This window comes from Bacteroidia bacterium (assembly GCA_033391075.1).
Taxonomy (GTDB): Bacteria; Bacteroidota; Bacteroidia; order J057; family J057; genus JAWPMV01.
The window spans coordinates 4,144,319-4,159,694 of the sequence record JAWPMV010000001.1 but is presented as its reverse complement, the minus strand read 5'-3'; the positions used below and the strand labels follow the sequence as shown (position 1 = coordinate 4,159,694).

The window sequence follows — 15,376 nt, the reverse complement described above, 5'->3', positions numbered from 1 at the left end:
TCTTCCAGCTACTTGTAGCTTTCACTATTTCTCCGGAATTTGAATTCCTGACCTTAACGCTAAAACACGTGAAGAAACTATTAATACTACTCAGCATGCTGGGGATGCTTTTTCCCCTTTCCGCTCAGGAATTAGATCCTGAATTATTCAAAGACCTTAGAGCCCGAAATATAGGCCCCGCCGGAATGAGTGGCAGGGTTACGGCATTTGATGTCGTAATAAGTGATCCCGATATTATTTTTGTTGGGACAGCTACGGGAGGTGTTTGGCGCTCGGATAATGGTGGCATCAGTTACACTCCCATTTTCGAACAGGAGAAAGCAGCATCCATAGGTGCCATTGCCCTGAATCAGAACAATCCCAATGAAATCTGGGTGGGAACTGGAGAAGGAAATCCCAGAAATAGTCTTTCTCATGGATATGGGGTTTTTCGAAGCATTGATGGTGGAAAGAGCTGGGAACATATGGGATTAGGAGAAACCCGTAATATTCATCGAGTCATTTTGCACAGAGATGATCCCAATACCATTTGGGTCGGTGCTATCGGAAATCCCTGGGACGATCATGAAGAAAGAGGAGTTTTTAAGAGTACGGATGGAGGAAAGAACTGGAGAAAGGTACTTTATGTAAATGAAAGGACGGGCGTAGGAGATATGGTAGTCGATCCGCAAAACCCCAATAAGCTTATCGTAGGCATGTGGGAGCATAGACGCTGGCCCTGGTATTTCAAATCAGGAGGAGAAGGCTCAGGAATGTATATTTCTTATGATGGAGGGGAAAACTGGACCCAAAGAACGCCTGCTGATGGTCTTCCGGAAGGTGAGTTGGGTCGTATGGGATTGGCTATCGCCCCGAGTAATCCCAATATCGTATATGCTTTGATCGAAGCGAAAAAGACTGCCTTCTATCGCTCCGAGGATGGAGGGCATACCTTTAAAAAACAAACAGATAAGAATGTAGGAGGCAGACCTTTTTATTATGCCGATATCTTTGTTGATACCAAAAATGAAAACCGCATCTACAATTTATATAGTCGGGTGTCGGTAAGTGAGGATGGAGGAAAAACTTTTCGTCAGTTTGTGAATCCCAATGAACTACATGGAGATAATCACGCCTGGTGGAGTCATCCGGATGATCCTTCATTTCTCTTATTAGGAAATGATGGAGGAATGGCTGTTTCACGGGATAGAGGAAAGACCTGGATGTTCCCGGAAACCCTGCCCCTCGGGCAGTTTTATCATATTAATTATGATATGGAGACTCCCTATCATGTATATGGAGGCATGCAGGACAATGGAACCTGGCGAGGTCCTTCTCAGGTTTGGCGCAGGAAAGGCATTCGAAATTTATATTGGAATCGCATAGGTTATGGAGATGGCTTTGATGCCATTCCTGATCCGCAGGATGCTCGTTATGGCTATTCTATGTTGCAGGGAGGGAGCTTGCTGCAATATGATTTGGAGACAGGGGCTTTGAGGAGTCTCAAACCTGTCCTTGCTGATGGCCGCAAACTCCGCTTTAATTGGAATGCTGCTATAGCTCTGGATCCTTTCGAAGAAAATACAATTTATTATGGTAGCCAATATTTGCTAAAAACCATGGATAGAGGTGCTTCTTGGGAAAGCATTTCACCTGACCTCACCACCAATGATCCTGAAAAACAACAACAATTGACTACTGGTGGTCTTTCTCTCGATAATAGTGGTGCGGAAAACTTCACAACTATTATCACGGTTGAACCTAGCCCCTTGCAGCAAGGCTTGATTTGGGTAGGTAGTGACGATGGTAAATTGCATGTAACGCGTAATGGTGGAAAGAACTGGGAAGATATGACAGGGGAATTGCCGGGCTTGCCTGAGGGTTCCTGGATTTGTCAAATTGTCGCCTCTCCTCACAACGCCGGTGAAGTCTTTGTTGTAGCCAATAATTATCGCAGAGGAGATTGGGATCCCTATGTTTTTCACAGCAAAAATTATGGAAACAGCTTTACCAATCTGGTAGATACAGATAAAGTTTGGGGCTATGCCCTTTCTATTGCGCCTGATCCGGTTGAGGAAGATTTGCTATTCCTCGGGACTGAGTTTGGCGCTTATGTGAGTTTGGATAAAGGAAAGAACTGGCAAAAATGGGAAGCTGGATTGCCAACTACTTCTATGATGGATATGAAAATTCATCCCAGAGAAGGGGATTGGATCATCGGAACCTTCGGACGCTCTGCCTTTATTATGGATGATATTCGACCTTTCCGCGAAATCAGTGCCTCCAAAAAAATCCTGGATAAAAAGCTTCATGTATTTCAGGCACCGGATGCTTATCTGGCTCATATGGGAGAACCGAATGGGTACCGAAGTACGGGTGCGACGGTATTTGCAGCGGAAAATCGAGTGCAGGGGGCCTTACTGAGTTTTTATATAAATGAGTTGGAGAATAAAGAGGCCAAAGCCCAAATCGAAATAGTTGATGAAGCGGGAAATCTGGTTAGGAATTTCAGCCGAAAAATCCATAAAGGTTTCAATCGCATTTCCTGGAACTTACAAAACAATGGCATCCGCTTCCCATCTGCTCCAAAAGCCAAAGCAGGAAGTGATCCCCCTAGCGGAAGACAGGTGGTGCCCGGTACTTATAAGGTTTCAATAACCGTAGGAGATCAATCCGAATCGATTGATGTACAGGTAAAAGCCGATCCTAAATTGCCGATGAGTCAGGATGATTTTGTGGAGAAGGCCGAATTGCTGGACAGGCATTTGGGAAATATCGCTTTTGTTACGGCTGAAGTTGATCACCTGCGGGCAGCTGAAAAAAGCCTGGATCAAGTAAGCGCCAAACTTAAAGAAGTTGACAATGATGCCCATGAAATCTTGTACGATGAGGCTCAGGAACTCAAAAAGAAGATCAAAACCATCCTGAAAGGGATTTTACCCCCCAGAGATATTCAGGGCTTTAGCCGCAATCCAGAAATTCTGGAATACGGCATGTTGGGGGTAATCCGTAATCTTCAGAGTACGCTTTTCCCCTCAACGCCTGCACAAGTTTCTGCTGTTGATCAGGCGGAGAAGCAGATGGAGCCGCATATGGCAGCCATCAAGGAATTCTTTGAAGTAGATTGGAAAGTTTTCAAGAAGAAAGTAGATGATATTGAGCTGGATTGGTTAGGGGAATAAAATTATGCCCATTAGGCGAATACAATTAAAAAGGATGATTTTTGATGATTAGTATGGGTTTTCTTGCAACTTTTTAGAAAAGTTGCGCAAAATCGGAACGGCTAAACCAAGGCCACTTCGCATATCCGTCCGCCCACAGCCGTTCCAACTCCCGCACGCCTTTTTTTAAGTAAATGTCCTTGATATAATTGTTGAAAGTAAGACCTTTCGAATTCCTAAATGTAGTAAAGAATATGGGGTAGTGCGGAAGGGTTCAGAAATCCACAAAAGTCATTTCGAGGCTTGGAGGTGTGAGGGAATGCGTACCGAGAAATCATGTATTTTGAGAGAATTGATGTACATGATCTATCAGCCCTCCAATCATGGCGCAGGTCAAGCTTCGAGATGACCTTTGGTTTGATTGTGATGAACCCTTTCGCGACAGGCCCCATTTCCCTTATTGCGCGATTTAGGGAAATGCGCACAAGGCCATTGAGAATTCTGGCCATGCGGGTCGTTTCCCCTTTTCATGAAAAAGGGAAAGGGGGATAGCGCGGAAGGGGTCAGGAAGGGTTTAGAGAGGCTACTCAACCTTGACCATATCTCCTACCGTCTCAGCTATGCGATAGGAATTTCGATTGGGGTCAGTTCTACTGATCATTTCGCCCAGGAGACCCGTACTAAACAGGATAAATCCTAGAAGTACTGTAACAGAGCCGAACATAAGGGCGGGAATTCTATGCCCGAGTCCTTCGCCCAGAGCCAATTTGATAAAAGCCAGATAGGCCAGGGTAGAGCCTCCGATTACAGCAAATAATACGCCCCATGTACCGAAAAAGTGCATGGGCTTTTTTAAGTACTTCTGCGTAAATACGATGGTAAAAAGATCGAGGAAACCGTTGATAAATCGGTTTAAGCCAAATTTAGAGACTCCATATTTACGGGCTCTGTGCTCAACTACCTTTTCCCCTATCTTCTCAAATCCGGCCCATTTTGCAATGAGTGGGATTTGCCGATGCATTTCTCCATAGATTTCTATGGCTTTTACTACCTCACTGCGATAGGCCTTCAAACCACAATTGAAATCGTGAAGATTATGGATGCCCGAAACTTTGCGGGTGATGAAGTTGAAGAATTTGGAAGGAATGGTTTTGGAAATAGGGTCGTAGCGTTTCTTCTTCCAGCCGGACACCAGATCAAAACCATCTTCAGCAATCATTTTATATAATCCCGGGATTTCATCTGGACTATCCTGCAGATCTGCATCCATAGTAATGACCACATCTCCCTGAGTCGCCTGAAAGCCTACATGAAGGGCCGCAGACTTTCCATAATTTCGCCCAAACCGAATCCCCTTCAATTGTGGATACTTCTCTGTCATGCCCTGCACAACTTCCCAGGATTTATCCTTGCTCCCATCATCAACCATCAAAACTTCATAGCTGAAGTTATTCTCCTTCATGATACGATCAATCCATTCCATCAATTCTGGAATTGATTCATCTTCATTATATAAAGGCACTACAACAGAAATATCCATAGCATTCGGTGATATTGGTCGGCAAATTTAGGAAATATTAGGGATAGCCTAAGATCAAGCTTAGAAAATGTCCTTTATTGCCGAAAACTTGCCTCAGGATCAAGGATAAAGCAAATATTTGTTTCTAATCTGCTGAAATGCCCTAATCTCTTCCTGCCAGGAAGTATAAATTTCTTCTGTTGGTACTCCAGATTCCAGTTGTTGTTGAAATTCACCGCTTCCCGGCCATTTGTTAAACCCTTTTTTGAAGAAGGCTTTTTTATCGGGTGCCTGTGCGTATAGTTCTTTTATAATTTCTATACCTGCAATCAGGAGGGCTTTGCCTGAAACTCGGTTCGAGAATTTTATCCCCTTACAGGTTTCATCCTGAAACTTGGGGTATTTTGATTTGCCTGCTAAAGAAACAGGGGTAAAACTATAGGCTTCAGTTTCCAGGCCTTTGTAGCTGCCAGCTGCGGGTGTATACCAGGGGGCACCTACAATAGTAAAGGCATCATGTGTTCCTCTTCCTACACTGGCTGGAGTTGGTTCCAGCCAACAAATGGCCGGATATAAATATGCGCTGTATTCAGTACCGAGATTAGGAGAGGGGGGAATCCAGTCCAGACCGGTATCTTCCCAGCGCATGCTATGTACGTAGCCTTCACAGGGAACCACTTCGAGTTCTACCTTTAGGCCATCTGCTAGCCAGTTTTCTCCATTGACCATGTTAGCATATTCCGCGATGCTCATTCCATGGACAATGGGAATTTCGTGCATGCCGATAAAGGAATTGTTTCCGGCTTTCAAGACCGGACCATCTACATACCAGCCATTGGGATTGGGACGGTCGAGAACCATGATAGGAATGCCTTTCTCTGCACAGGCTTCCATCACATAAGTCATGGTACCGATATAGGTATAATGTCTAGAACCCACATCCTGAATATCAAAGATGACCATATCCAGCCCTTCCATCTGTTCTTTACTCGGCTTTTTATTTTTACCGTAAAGACTGATGATAGGAAGACCTGTTTTTGCATCTTTACCGCTTTCTACCGCTTCTCCAGCATCTGCCGTACCTCTGAATCCATGTTCAGGAGCAAAAACTTTCTCGACCTTTATTCCTGTACTTATGAGGCTATCTACTAGATGGGTTCCATTGCGGAATTGGGAGGTATGATTGGCTACAACAGCGATGGATTTCCCCTCAAGCTTAGCCAAATGCTGCTCAAAAAGCATTTCAGGACCTGTTTTGAGTGCGGCTCTGCGCTTGCTTTGCTCGTCTACTTGTTCTCCTTCCCTCATTTCTACAGCCTTTTGTTCGGCAGAAGAATTATTCTGGCCACTTCCCTCACAAGCGAAACTTAGAAAACAAGTGATCGTTACAAGTAATATGAGGCTTATTTTGGTATATTTGGCGGATTCCATTTGTGCACGAAATAAATTGAAAGGCTAAATTTACAATAATTTACAGGAGCAAAAATTAGCCCGGGAATGATTTTCGCATTTATTCAACTAATAGTTTGCTCTCAACGATAAAGGATATCTTTTGAATTTCGAATACTTCTTTGCCCGCAGAATGACCTTTGGTAGTGAAAGAGCTGCAACGGGTCTCGTAATCAAGCTTTACATTTTAAGTATAGCATTGGCTACGGCTACTATGGAGATTGCCTTGTCGGTAGTTACTGGCTTTGAAACGGAAATTCAACAGAAGGTTGTTGGCTTTAGCGCGGATGTGGTGCTTACTCATTATCTGGAGGATAAGCATAAAATCATGGAAGCTGTGCCCATTACCTATTCCGAGAGTTTGCGGGATTCTATTCTTTCTGTTTCCAATGTTGAATCTGTGAGTCCCTACATCCACCATGTTGCGGTCATGCAATCTTCAGAGTCCTGGGATGGCATAATGCTGAAAGGAGTGGATTCTGCTTATAACTGGAAATATATAGAATCAGTATTGCTGGAAGGTGAAATACCCGACTATTCGGGCTCTTCTGTTTCCAAGGATATAGTCATTTCGAAAAAACAATCTCAGAACTTTGGGCTGGAAGTTGGAGATCGGGCGCGCCTGATTTTTCAATCCCGAACCGGCAATAAATTGATACGAACCATTAAAGTTGCGGCAATCTATGAAACCGGTATGGAGGAGTTTGACAATCAATTTATGATTTGTCATATAGATCGATTGCGGCAGGTGTGGAAATGGGAGGATAATCAGGTCTCAGGTTTGGAAGTGGACCTCAAAAGTTTTGATAATTATGAACCCTACAAACTCAATTTGAGTGGCCTTCCGCTGGTCCAACGAGAGCCTTCAAATCTGATACAGACCACAGACTCGATTACACAAGTGGCTCGAATAGATCAAAAAGCCAGAGCAATCACAGATATAATGCCCGAGATTTTTGACTGGTTAAATCTCCAACACCAGAATGTATGGGTCATTCTGGGGCTCATGGTGGTTGTGGCTATCATCAATATGACGGGCGTAATTCTTATTTCGATTATAGAGCGAACCAAGACCATCGGGATATTGAAGGCCCTTGGCTTGTCTTCCGGACGGGTACAAAGACTTTTTATATTCAATGCCTTTTTCCTCATTAGCCTCGGAGTCATATTTGGCAATATTTTGGGATTAGGTCTCCTTTGGTCCCAATACACCTTCTCCTGGTTGAAAATTCCCCAGGCAGATTACTTTATCGATACGGTGCCTGTTTCCTGGGAATGGAGTAGCTTTTTTGCGGTAAATCTGGCGGTTGTTTTAATCAGTACCATTTTCATGTTTATCCCTACCCTGGTGATTGATAAAATCAGTCCTTTGAAGGCAATTCGTTTCGACTAAGCATTATAAACAGCCTGCTATTTATTTCCTTTCTCCCTGACTATTAAGGGTTTTCAGTAGTATAGCTTCTAGTAATTTTCCGCTATTTCGGATATATGGAGGGCTTTATTTTTGGCAATTATGAAATTTTTTGCCCATATTAAAAATAGTCACCTAGAATGCTTTTCCCAATCTCTTGTATTGAAACACCTTAAACTCTAAGAAATGAGAAAATCTCTTGTTCCTCCTCCTGTTTTACTGGAGCAATTCAATCTAAGATCCGGTCCCATAGAGAGGCCAGGATTTGAAAGATATGGCGTCGTCTTTTCTACCCACAAGGGCGCTACTGAAAATGATATAGATACTGCTGCTATCCTCGGGAAAACCCTGGTAAATACTGCCCTAAAAGGACCCGATGGAGAGTTCACGGTATTAGGGGGATATTTTGCAAAAAGGGTAAAAGATGACAAAGGCAATAATGCAGTCGAAATTTCCAAAGTATTTGGAGACGCACTGGATGCAAGTAAAGGATTTGGCTTAAGTGGAGGGAATGAAATGATTGGGGATAATTGGGAGCAAATGGCAAATGCTCCAACTGAGATTAGGAAAAAGTATGTAGATGAACGCAATTTTGGCGAAAGTGGTTGGACCTTCTTAACTAATTTTAAAGCTAAAAGATCTTTCTTCCCGCATAGCTCCAATGAGATTCATATTGTTGAGGACTGTCCGGAAATCAGATTCTCTCATTATACCTACAGTTATCCGGATGACAAGCTTATAAATGCAAGCTTTCACCTACGGGTCGAAGGAGAAGGAATAGAAGAATTTACCTGGAATATGGGCGATGGTAGTGATCCTATCAAAACCAAAAAACCAGAAGTAAAGCATACCTATGAAAGACCTTTTGGTGATGACGTAAGATTTACGGTCAGTGTAACAAGTTCAGGACCTGGTCCATGTGGAGATTCGGAATCGATAGGGATAAAGATTCCGGGAAGAGAGCATCCAGCTCTAAAGAGCGTAGAAGAAACTAAGCGTGAAAAATCCCAGGACAAAAAGGAAACTACCATTGATTTTGTTGCGACTCTGGAAAAAGCTGACAATCCTCACCTTACTTATACCTGGGATTTTGGAGATGGAAGTGATAAAGTAGTTAAGAAAGGACCGGATGGATTAAAAGCCACACATACCTATAAAAATGGAGATGACTTTTCTACGCATCAGGTGAGCGTGGATGGTAAAGGACCTGAAACTTGTGAAAGCTCAGTAATCACCAGTGTAAGGCTCGATCCCTCGCCTGTTGATTGTCCGGTTATTGGAGAAGTCAAACAGACCGATAAAAGGGAACTTAGTGATAGTCATGTTCAATTTACCATCAAAGCCGCATTTACCGGTGCTTCCCCCAGACAATTTATCTGGTCGTGGGAGGATGAAGGTAAAGAACAAATCAAAGTTACGGATGGACCGGAACTTACATTGGTTCTGAAAAGAGAGCAAGAGGACAATCGTCCGGTAATTATAGCATTGGATACCGTAGGGCCTGGTACGTGTAAAGGAGAATCCGATATTTGTGTTCATGTTCCTGGTTTGGTAGCCGACACCTGCCCCTGGTACATGAAAGCCTTCCCATATGTGCTGGCTTTGTTATTTACCATGCTCATGGGTGCTGTTATTACCTGCTATGTCGGTGTCAATATGGGGCAAGCCATAGAAGGTGCTCCCACAGATCATATGTACACCTGGACAATTGTCCTTGCGTTTGCGACTATGATCCTGGGTTTTATCTGGGCTGTGTTAGGGAAAAAATCTGCTTGTGGACCCCGGATTTGCAATATCCTATTAATCCTCGCGACAGGCTTGATTGGCTCCTCCATCTTCTCCGCCTTGATCGGCGAATGTTTCGAAAGCTATCTTCCTTTATTCTTCATTATGCTATTTCTCGGCATTATAACCGCTATTTATTATCAGCGGAGATGTAAGGACAAGCATACGATTACTCAGATAGCGATTTTTATTGCTATGGGTGTACTGGCAGTGATACTTGCTGTATCCATGCATGCCAATCCTGTGCTGCAGTGTTTGCAGTAATGGTAATCTGATAAATCTGAAACTGATTTGGGAACATTTTTTCTCAAATCAGTTTCTTTTTTTAGGGGAAATTAATTCCCTTCCGAAAAGCTAATTCAAATTAACAGATATGAAAAGATTGATCGCGCTATTACTACTAAGTATCCCCTTCCTGCTTTTTGCCCAAACAGATGAGCATAAAACGGAAAAGGGGAGCCTGAAAATCCATCCGGTTCTCCATGCAACTATGGTACTCGAATGGAACGGATTGACGGTATATGTAGATCCTTATGGTGGTCCGGAAAAATTCGAGAATTTTGAAGCGCCGGATTTGGTATTGATAACAGATATCCATGGGGATCACCTGAACAAATCAACCCTGGAGAAACTGGATCTTTCCAAAGCACAAATCATTGCTCCTAAAGCCGTCATAGATAAACTGGGGGACTTAAGCTATGCTTCTGATTTTGCTTTATCCAATGGTTCCAAAATGGAGACCCAGGGAATAGAAATTATGGCTATTCCTATGTACAACCTTCCTGAAACAGCTGATTCTCGCCACCCCAAAGGTAGAGGGAATGGATATGTGCTTACCATCGGAGGAAAAAGACTATACGTTTCTGGAGATACCGAGGATATTCAGGAGATGCGAGCCCTGAAGAACATTGATTATGCCTTTGTTTGTATGAACTTGCCCTATACGATGGATGTCGAGGCCGCTGCCAGCGCTGTGATTGAATTCTCTCCCAAAATTGTATACCCTTTTCATTATCGGGGTGGCGGCGGAAAATTCAGTGATGTAGAAGCCTTTAAAAAACTCGTCAATAGTGGCAATGAAAAAGTTGAGGTAAGATTGCGAAATTGGTATCCGGAAAAGTAGTTTTTCTTAGGGAAATATCTCATCTTCCGATAAGAAAATTACTTATGAACTACCAAGCTTCTCCTCAAAGATATGCAACGATGCAATACCGTCGTTGTGGAAACAGTGGCCTGAAATTACCAGCGATCTCTCTGGGACTCTGGCATAATTTCGGTCATGTAGATGTACTCGAAAATAGTCGAGCCATGCTCAGAATGGCTTTTGACCGTGGAATAACCCATTTTGACCTGGCCAACAATTATGGTCCACCTCCTGGTTCGGCGGAAGAGAACTTCGGCCGCATCCTGAAAGAAGATTTTCGTTCTTATAGGGATGAACTCATCATCTCCTCTAAAGCCGGTTATCTCATGTGGGACGGCCCCTATGGAGAATGGGGCTCTAAGAAATACCTGGTTGCCAGTATGGACCAAAGTCTCAAGAGAATGGGACTGGACTATGTTGACATTTTTTATTCTCACAGACCTGATCCGGAAACTCCATTGGAGGAGACCATGGCCACCCTGGATCTATTTGTTCGGCAGGGGAAAGCCCTCTACGTGGGCATCTCTAATTACGATGCAGAGCAAACGAAAAGAGCTGTGGAAATCCTGGATAGCCTGGGAACTCCCTGTCTTATCCATCAACCCAAATATTCTATGTTGGTGAGATGGGTTGAAGAGGCTTTGTTAGATGTATTGGAAGATAAAGGAGTAGGATGCATTCCATTTTCTCCTCTTGCTCAGGGCCTGCTGACTGATAAATATTTGAAAGGGATTCCGGCAGATTCACGTGCAGGAAAATCGCATGGTTTTCTGCAAAAAGATGAAGTCAATGAGGAGGTTCTTACAAAAATAAGAGCCCTGCATGCCATAGCAGAAAGAAGGGGGCAAAGTCTTGCTCAGATGGCCATTGCCTGGCTGTTGAAAGATGATAGAGTTACCTCTGTTTTGATAGGAGCAAGTAGACCCGCTCAATTGGCTAACTCTCTGGATAGTCTAAACAATTTATCTTTTTCTGAGGCAGAGCTGGATGAGATAGAGGGAATACTAAAAAATAAGCCTTAGTCATAGGGTTTCCTGAGTTCACAGATAATCGCATTAGCATCTGTAAAGGAAAATTTGCCCATAAGTCTTAGTCCGGTCGTAAGCATGAAGTTGGGAGGAGATAAAATAACTTTGCCCATCTTCTCTGCTTTTCTGTCCATACTTGCTATGAAACTGGGAGCGTAGGGATCGGCCTGTAAATAGGCCTCCTCAGCAATCTTCCAGGCTAATTTCCGTGATCTTTTTAGGCTGAAGGATGCCATGAGCTCATCTGCTTTGCCCAGAAGGAAATCAGCTGACTTCCAAATCAGGGAAAAGGTATTCAATCTATCTTGAACCTCTTCGATCATCTCCTGCAATAAATAATTTATCTCCAGAAAGTCAGCTTCTACCTGCTTCAGTTGACCTGCAGTTTTAGCAACTTTGGCTGCTGATAGTCCTAAATCCAGGTTGATATGTGCATTGATCCCCAGTAAAAGATGCTGCAATACAATCAGGTCATCTCTCTGATGCTGATCGAAAGCCAGTTTCCAGGATTGGGTAGTCTTTTCACTTTTGAGGTACCGATCAAGGGCTTCAAAATAGCGATTGGCAAATACTACGTCCAACTTTTCCATGCCTCCTCCATCTGCAAATCGCTGGATTTTGATTCCATTTGCAACTCGGATAGTAACGGCTTGATAAAGAGCCGGAAAGAAGCCAAGGGGATTGTTTTGTTCTTCCGCCCAGTCTATGATCCGACCTAATTGATCGATCACTTCATCAATACTACAGGTTTCGCGATTGATGTAGATGGGCTTTAGGGCTGAATTACTCATAGCTTTTCCAAATACAGCAAAAGGTAGAAATAATTTACATGAATGAAAAAGGGGCAGTGAAAACTGCCCCCTGGAATATCTGATATTAAGTTTAGTGCATGATAAAGCCTCCTCCCTGACCCTCGCTTTTCAAGCCTACTCTGGATAAGGAGTAGGTGAAGCTAAGCAGGAAGTAGCGACTTAGGGTGGCGGTACTTATTTCTTCTATGTAGTTGAAGTTACTATTTCGACTAAATCCGAGGTTTCTCTGAAGCATATCAAAGGCAGAGAGTTTGAGTTGACCTCGATTGTTTTTTAGGATAAATCTGGAAATGCTGGCTCTCCAAAGGGGAATACTTTGTTGCCCAAATTCATCATCTGTGTAGATATTGTAGTCAATATCTGTTTCTACATTCCAGCTCTTGCCGAGGTTGAGAATGAGGGTCGCATTATAGCTCTGATTCAGAAAGGTTCTGTTCAATTCACTACTCACAGAGTAATCCGTGAGATTATGGCCGAAAGTAGCTCCCACACTGATATCAATGACGTCTTTGTTGCGATTGTCGATACGAAGCCCCACAGAGCTGTTGAGACGATTTACGAGGTTCTCAACTTCATTGAGGAAGAGGAAGCTACGCATGGCAGTTACATTTCCATTTAAGCCAATTTTGATCCCCAAAGGTTTGATCGGAGTACTAAAGTTCAGGTAAGTGGTTACCCGAAGATCATTATCCACATTGACTGGTGAGGTTATCTGCCTGAAGAGACTATCTACAAATCTGGCATTGGTGATTTTAAATTGAGTATAAGTTGCATTGACCATCACCATAAAGCTGGTGAAACTGAACTGGTCATATTTCATATAATGCAGGCTGGCATTATGAGAATACTCAGGTCTCAAATTGGGATTTCCTTCATAAATACTGAGGGGATCACTATTGTCAACAATCGGTTGTAATTGTTCCAGACTGGGCTCGCGAAGATTTGTCCGATAGTTGAAACTCAGATTTTCTGCTGTAGCGATGTCCCAGTTCCAATTCATTTTGGGCAAAAGGGCATAAAATTCCTGGTTGATGGGAAGCCCTGTATTTCCGGGAGTACCTTTAAGAGAAGACTGCTGGCCATCTACTCCTATACTCATCGTATGCTTTTTCTTATTGACCCTGAGGTCGGTCCCAAAGCGATTGTATCGATAATCAGAGTCATAAAAATTACTCAAAATCTCATTTCTTACCCAGGGATCAAGGTTCCGTAAATCGAAATCAAATACATCCCTGATCAGGTCATACTGATTGTTTCTATGGGAAGCTGATAGTCCTAAATAAAGGCCCTTTGAAAGAGGCTCTGTATAGTTTAGCCTGAGGTTATAATTGGTAGTTTTCGTATTCTGAAATTGACTTTGGTTTACGGTATCCACAAATGCGAACAAGGGATTAGGATCGAAAAAGCTATTGATCGAATTGATAAAAGCTTCCTGATCATTATCTCTATCACTCACACTCAATGAAGTACTAAAGGTTCTTCCTTTCTTCTGGAAGCGCTTGCGATAAATTAGGGTGCCTGAAAGATTCAATTGATTTCCCTCAGAGGTATTATCCCGAAGGCTGTTGTTTTCCGGATTTCTTTCTGTATTGAGGGTCAGTCTTTCGCTATTATTCATCACGCTCCCATCATTGAAACCAATGTTTCCCCGAAAAATGAGGTTCTGGCTAGAATCAATTTTATGTTTGAGGTTGAAATTGAACCTGTGATTTTTGCTTCTGCTTTCCTGTAGCTGCTTTTCTTCGGTAAAGAAGTCTCCATCGTTGATAAAGTTCTGGCGATTGGTACTTCGATCCAGATCTGTGATCACTTCATTGTAGAAATAGGAACTTTGCCATTCGGTTTTCTTATTGAAGTCATAGTTGAAATTTATCCCTCCTGCATTGGTAGTGGTAAAGCCATTTGCCTGATTCATGCCCAGAGGAATACCCATGCCTCCGCCATTTATGCTGAGGCTCATTCCTCCTCCTCCTCCTCCGCCGCCAGATGACATCATATTGCCCAGACCTCCCATGAACTGAATATAGTCATTGAAAGAGAAGCCTTGTTGGTTGGTATTGTTGAACATACCCAGGGCTGAAAGCTGAAGCTTTTTGCTAAAACGATTGATATTGAAATTCCCTTCATATCGATCTTCTGTTCCATATCCTCCTCTGATCTTTCCGAAAGCTCCCTGCTTCTTTCCGTCTTTTAGTTTGAGGTTAATGGTTTTATTTCGCTCTCCATCATCAATTCCCGAGAATTCGGCCATTTCTGATTTCTTATCAAAAACCTGGACCTTGTCTACTGCATCGGCTGGAAGATTTTTAGTGGCAATGGTGGGATCATCTCCAAAAAACTCCTTACCATCTACCAGAATTTTCTGGACATTTTCACCTTGTGCTTTTACACTTCCATCTCGTTCTACTTCTACGCCCGGCAATTTTCGCAGGAGATCCTCTACGGCTGCATTGGGCTGCACTTTGAATGAGCCGGCATTGTATTCTACCGTATCTTTTTTTAGGAGAATGGGAGTTTGCTCGGCTTCTATAGCTACCTCATCCAAACTCAGGTCCTGTTCTTCCATTAATATGGTACCGATATCTCTTGTTTCCTGATCTATCTGATCGATGTTCAGTTCCTGAGAAATCTTTTTGTATCCAATAAAGGTTACCTGTAAAAGGTATTCCCCGACAGGGATGCGCCGAAATTTAAAGCTTCCATCTTTATTGGAAAGGGCAAAGCTGACCATAATAGAATCAGCAGCATTAAGGACTACAACAGTAGCTCCTTTCAGGGGCTGATTTTCCTCATCGATAATTTTCCCAACAAGCTCAAGCGAACTCTTTTGGGCGAAAAGAAGTTGAGAAAAGGACAGCAAGAAAAAGACAAGTAGTAAATGTGGGGATTTCATAAATACTAAGGGCTTACAACAAACTTACAAAAGAGGAGTCAATAAAAATTTTGCTTCAACTCCTTTTTCCACGTTTGAACCCAATAGTTTCATTCACAAAACAGATCGAACTGGACCAAAGGTAATTCATATAATGATGCTGAATTCTAAAGAAAAGGTTAAAATATTGTTAATGAATAAGGGTTGAAGCGGGCA

The 15,376-nt window shown here is 42.9% G+C and carries 9 protein-coding genes; 5 read left to right on the top strand and 4 right to left on the bottom strand.

The annotated features are described in order from the left end of the window. Positions 1-68: 68 nt before the first annotated feature. Complete coding sequence (locus R8P61_16560) at positions 69-3,161, top strand: hypothetical protein (protein MDW3648681.1); 3,093 nt, start codon at positions 69-71, stop codon at positions 3,159-3,161. Between the two features lie 562 nt (positions 3,162-3,723). Here R8P61_16560 and R8P61_16555 read toward each other — a convergent pair. Next, complete coding sequence (locus R8P61_16555) at positions 3,724-4,680, bottom strand: glycosyltransferase family 2 protein (GenBank protein ID MDW3648680.1); 957 nt, start codon at positions 4,678-4,680, stop codon at positions 3,724-3,726. 99 nt (positions 4,681-4,779) lie between these two features. Continuing rightward, entirely contained in the window at positions 4,780-6,090 is a 1,311-nt protein-coding gene (locus tag R8P61_16550) for a DUF1343 domain-containing protein (protein ID MDW3648679.1), read from the bottom strand. Between the two features lie 121 nt (positions 6,091-6,211). On the opposite strand from R8P61_16550, the gene R8P61_16545 reads away from it, so the two are divergent. From R8P61_16545 to mgrA, 4 genes are all read left to right on the top strand, one after another. Next, entirely contained in the window at positions 6,212-7,501 is a 1,290-nt protein-coding gene (locus tag R8P61_16545; protein MDW3648678.1) for an FtsX-like permease family protein, read from the top strand. A gap of 204 nt (positions 7,502-7,705) precedes the next feature. Then, positions 7,706-9,568, top strand: coding sequence for a PKD domain-containing protein (locus R8P61_16540; GenBank protein ID MDW3648677.1), 1,863 nt, complete (start codon positions 7,706-7,708; stop codon positions 9,566-9,568). A 109-nt stretch (positions 9,569-9,677) separates the two neighbouring features. Beyond that, on the top strand, positions 9,678-10,427 hold the full coding sequence (locus tag R8P61_16535) for an MBL fold metallo-hydrolase (protein MDW3648676.1): 750 nt from the start codon (positions 9,678-9,680) through the stop codon (positions 10,425-10,427). Positions 10,428-10,471: 44 nt separating this feature from the next. Next, entirely contained in the window at positions 10,472-11,470 is a 999-nt protein-coding gene (gene mgrA / locus R8P61_16530) for an L-glyceraldehyde 3-phosphate reductase (protein ID MDW3648675.1), read from the top strand. Here the strand turns inward: mgrA and R8P61_16525 are convergent. Together R8P61_16525 and R8P61_16520 are read right to left on the bottom strand one after the other, a co-directional pair. Continuing rightward, positions 11,467-12,267, bottom strand: coding sequence for a DUF5995 family protein (locus tag R8P61_16525; protein ID MDW3648674.1), 801 nt, complete (start codon positions 12,265-12,267; stop codon positions 11,467-11,469). The genes mgrA and R8P61_16525 overlap by 4 nt on opposite strands. Before the next feature lie 91 nt (positions 12,268-12,358). Next, on the bottom strand, positions 12,359-15,181 hold the full coding sequence (locus R8P61_16520) for a TonB-dependent receptor (GenBank protein ID MDW3648673.1): 2,823 nt from the start codon (positions 15,179-15,181) through the stop codon (positions 12,359-12,361). Positions 15,182-15,376 lie beyond the last annotated feature (195 nt).

Excerpts from the sequence above, each read along its gene's own strand:
- R8P61_16555 (MDW3648680.1), bottom strand. The coding sequence starts at position 4,680 with ATGGATATTTCTGTTGTAGTGCCTTTATATAATGAAGATGAATCAATT.
- R8P61_16550 (MDW3648679.1), bottom strand. The coding sequence starts at position 6,090 with ATGGAATCCGCCAAATATACCAAAATAAGCCTCATATTACTTGTAACG.
- R8P61_16540 (MDW3648677.1), top strand. The coding sequence starts at position 7,706 with ATGAGAAAATCTCTTGTTCCTCCTCCTGTTTTACTGGAGCAATTCAAT.
- R8P61_16535 (MDW3648676.1), top strand. The coding sequence starts at position 9,678 with ATGAAAAGATTGATCGCGCTATTACTACTAAGTATCCCCTTCCTGCTT.
- mgrA (MDW3648675.1), top strand. The coding sequence starts at position 10,472 with ATGAACTACCAAGCTTCTCCTCAAAGATATGCAACGATGCAATACCGT.
- R8P61_16525 (MDW3648674.1), bottom strand. The coding sequence starts at position 12,267 with ATGAGTAATTCAGCCCTAAAGCCCATCTACATCAATCGCGAAACCTGT.
- R8P61_16520 (MDW3648673.1), bottom strand. The coding sequence starts at position 15,181 with ATGAAATCCCCACATTTACTACTTGTCTTTTTCTTGCTGTCCTTTTCT.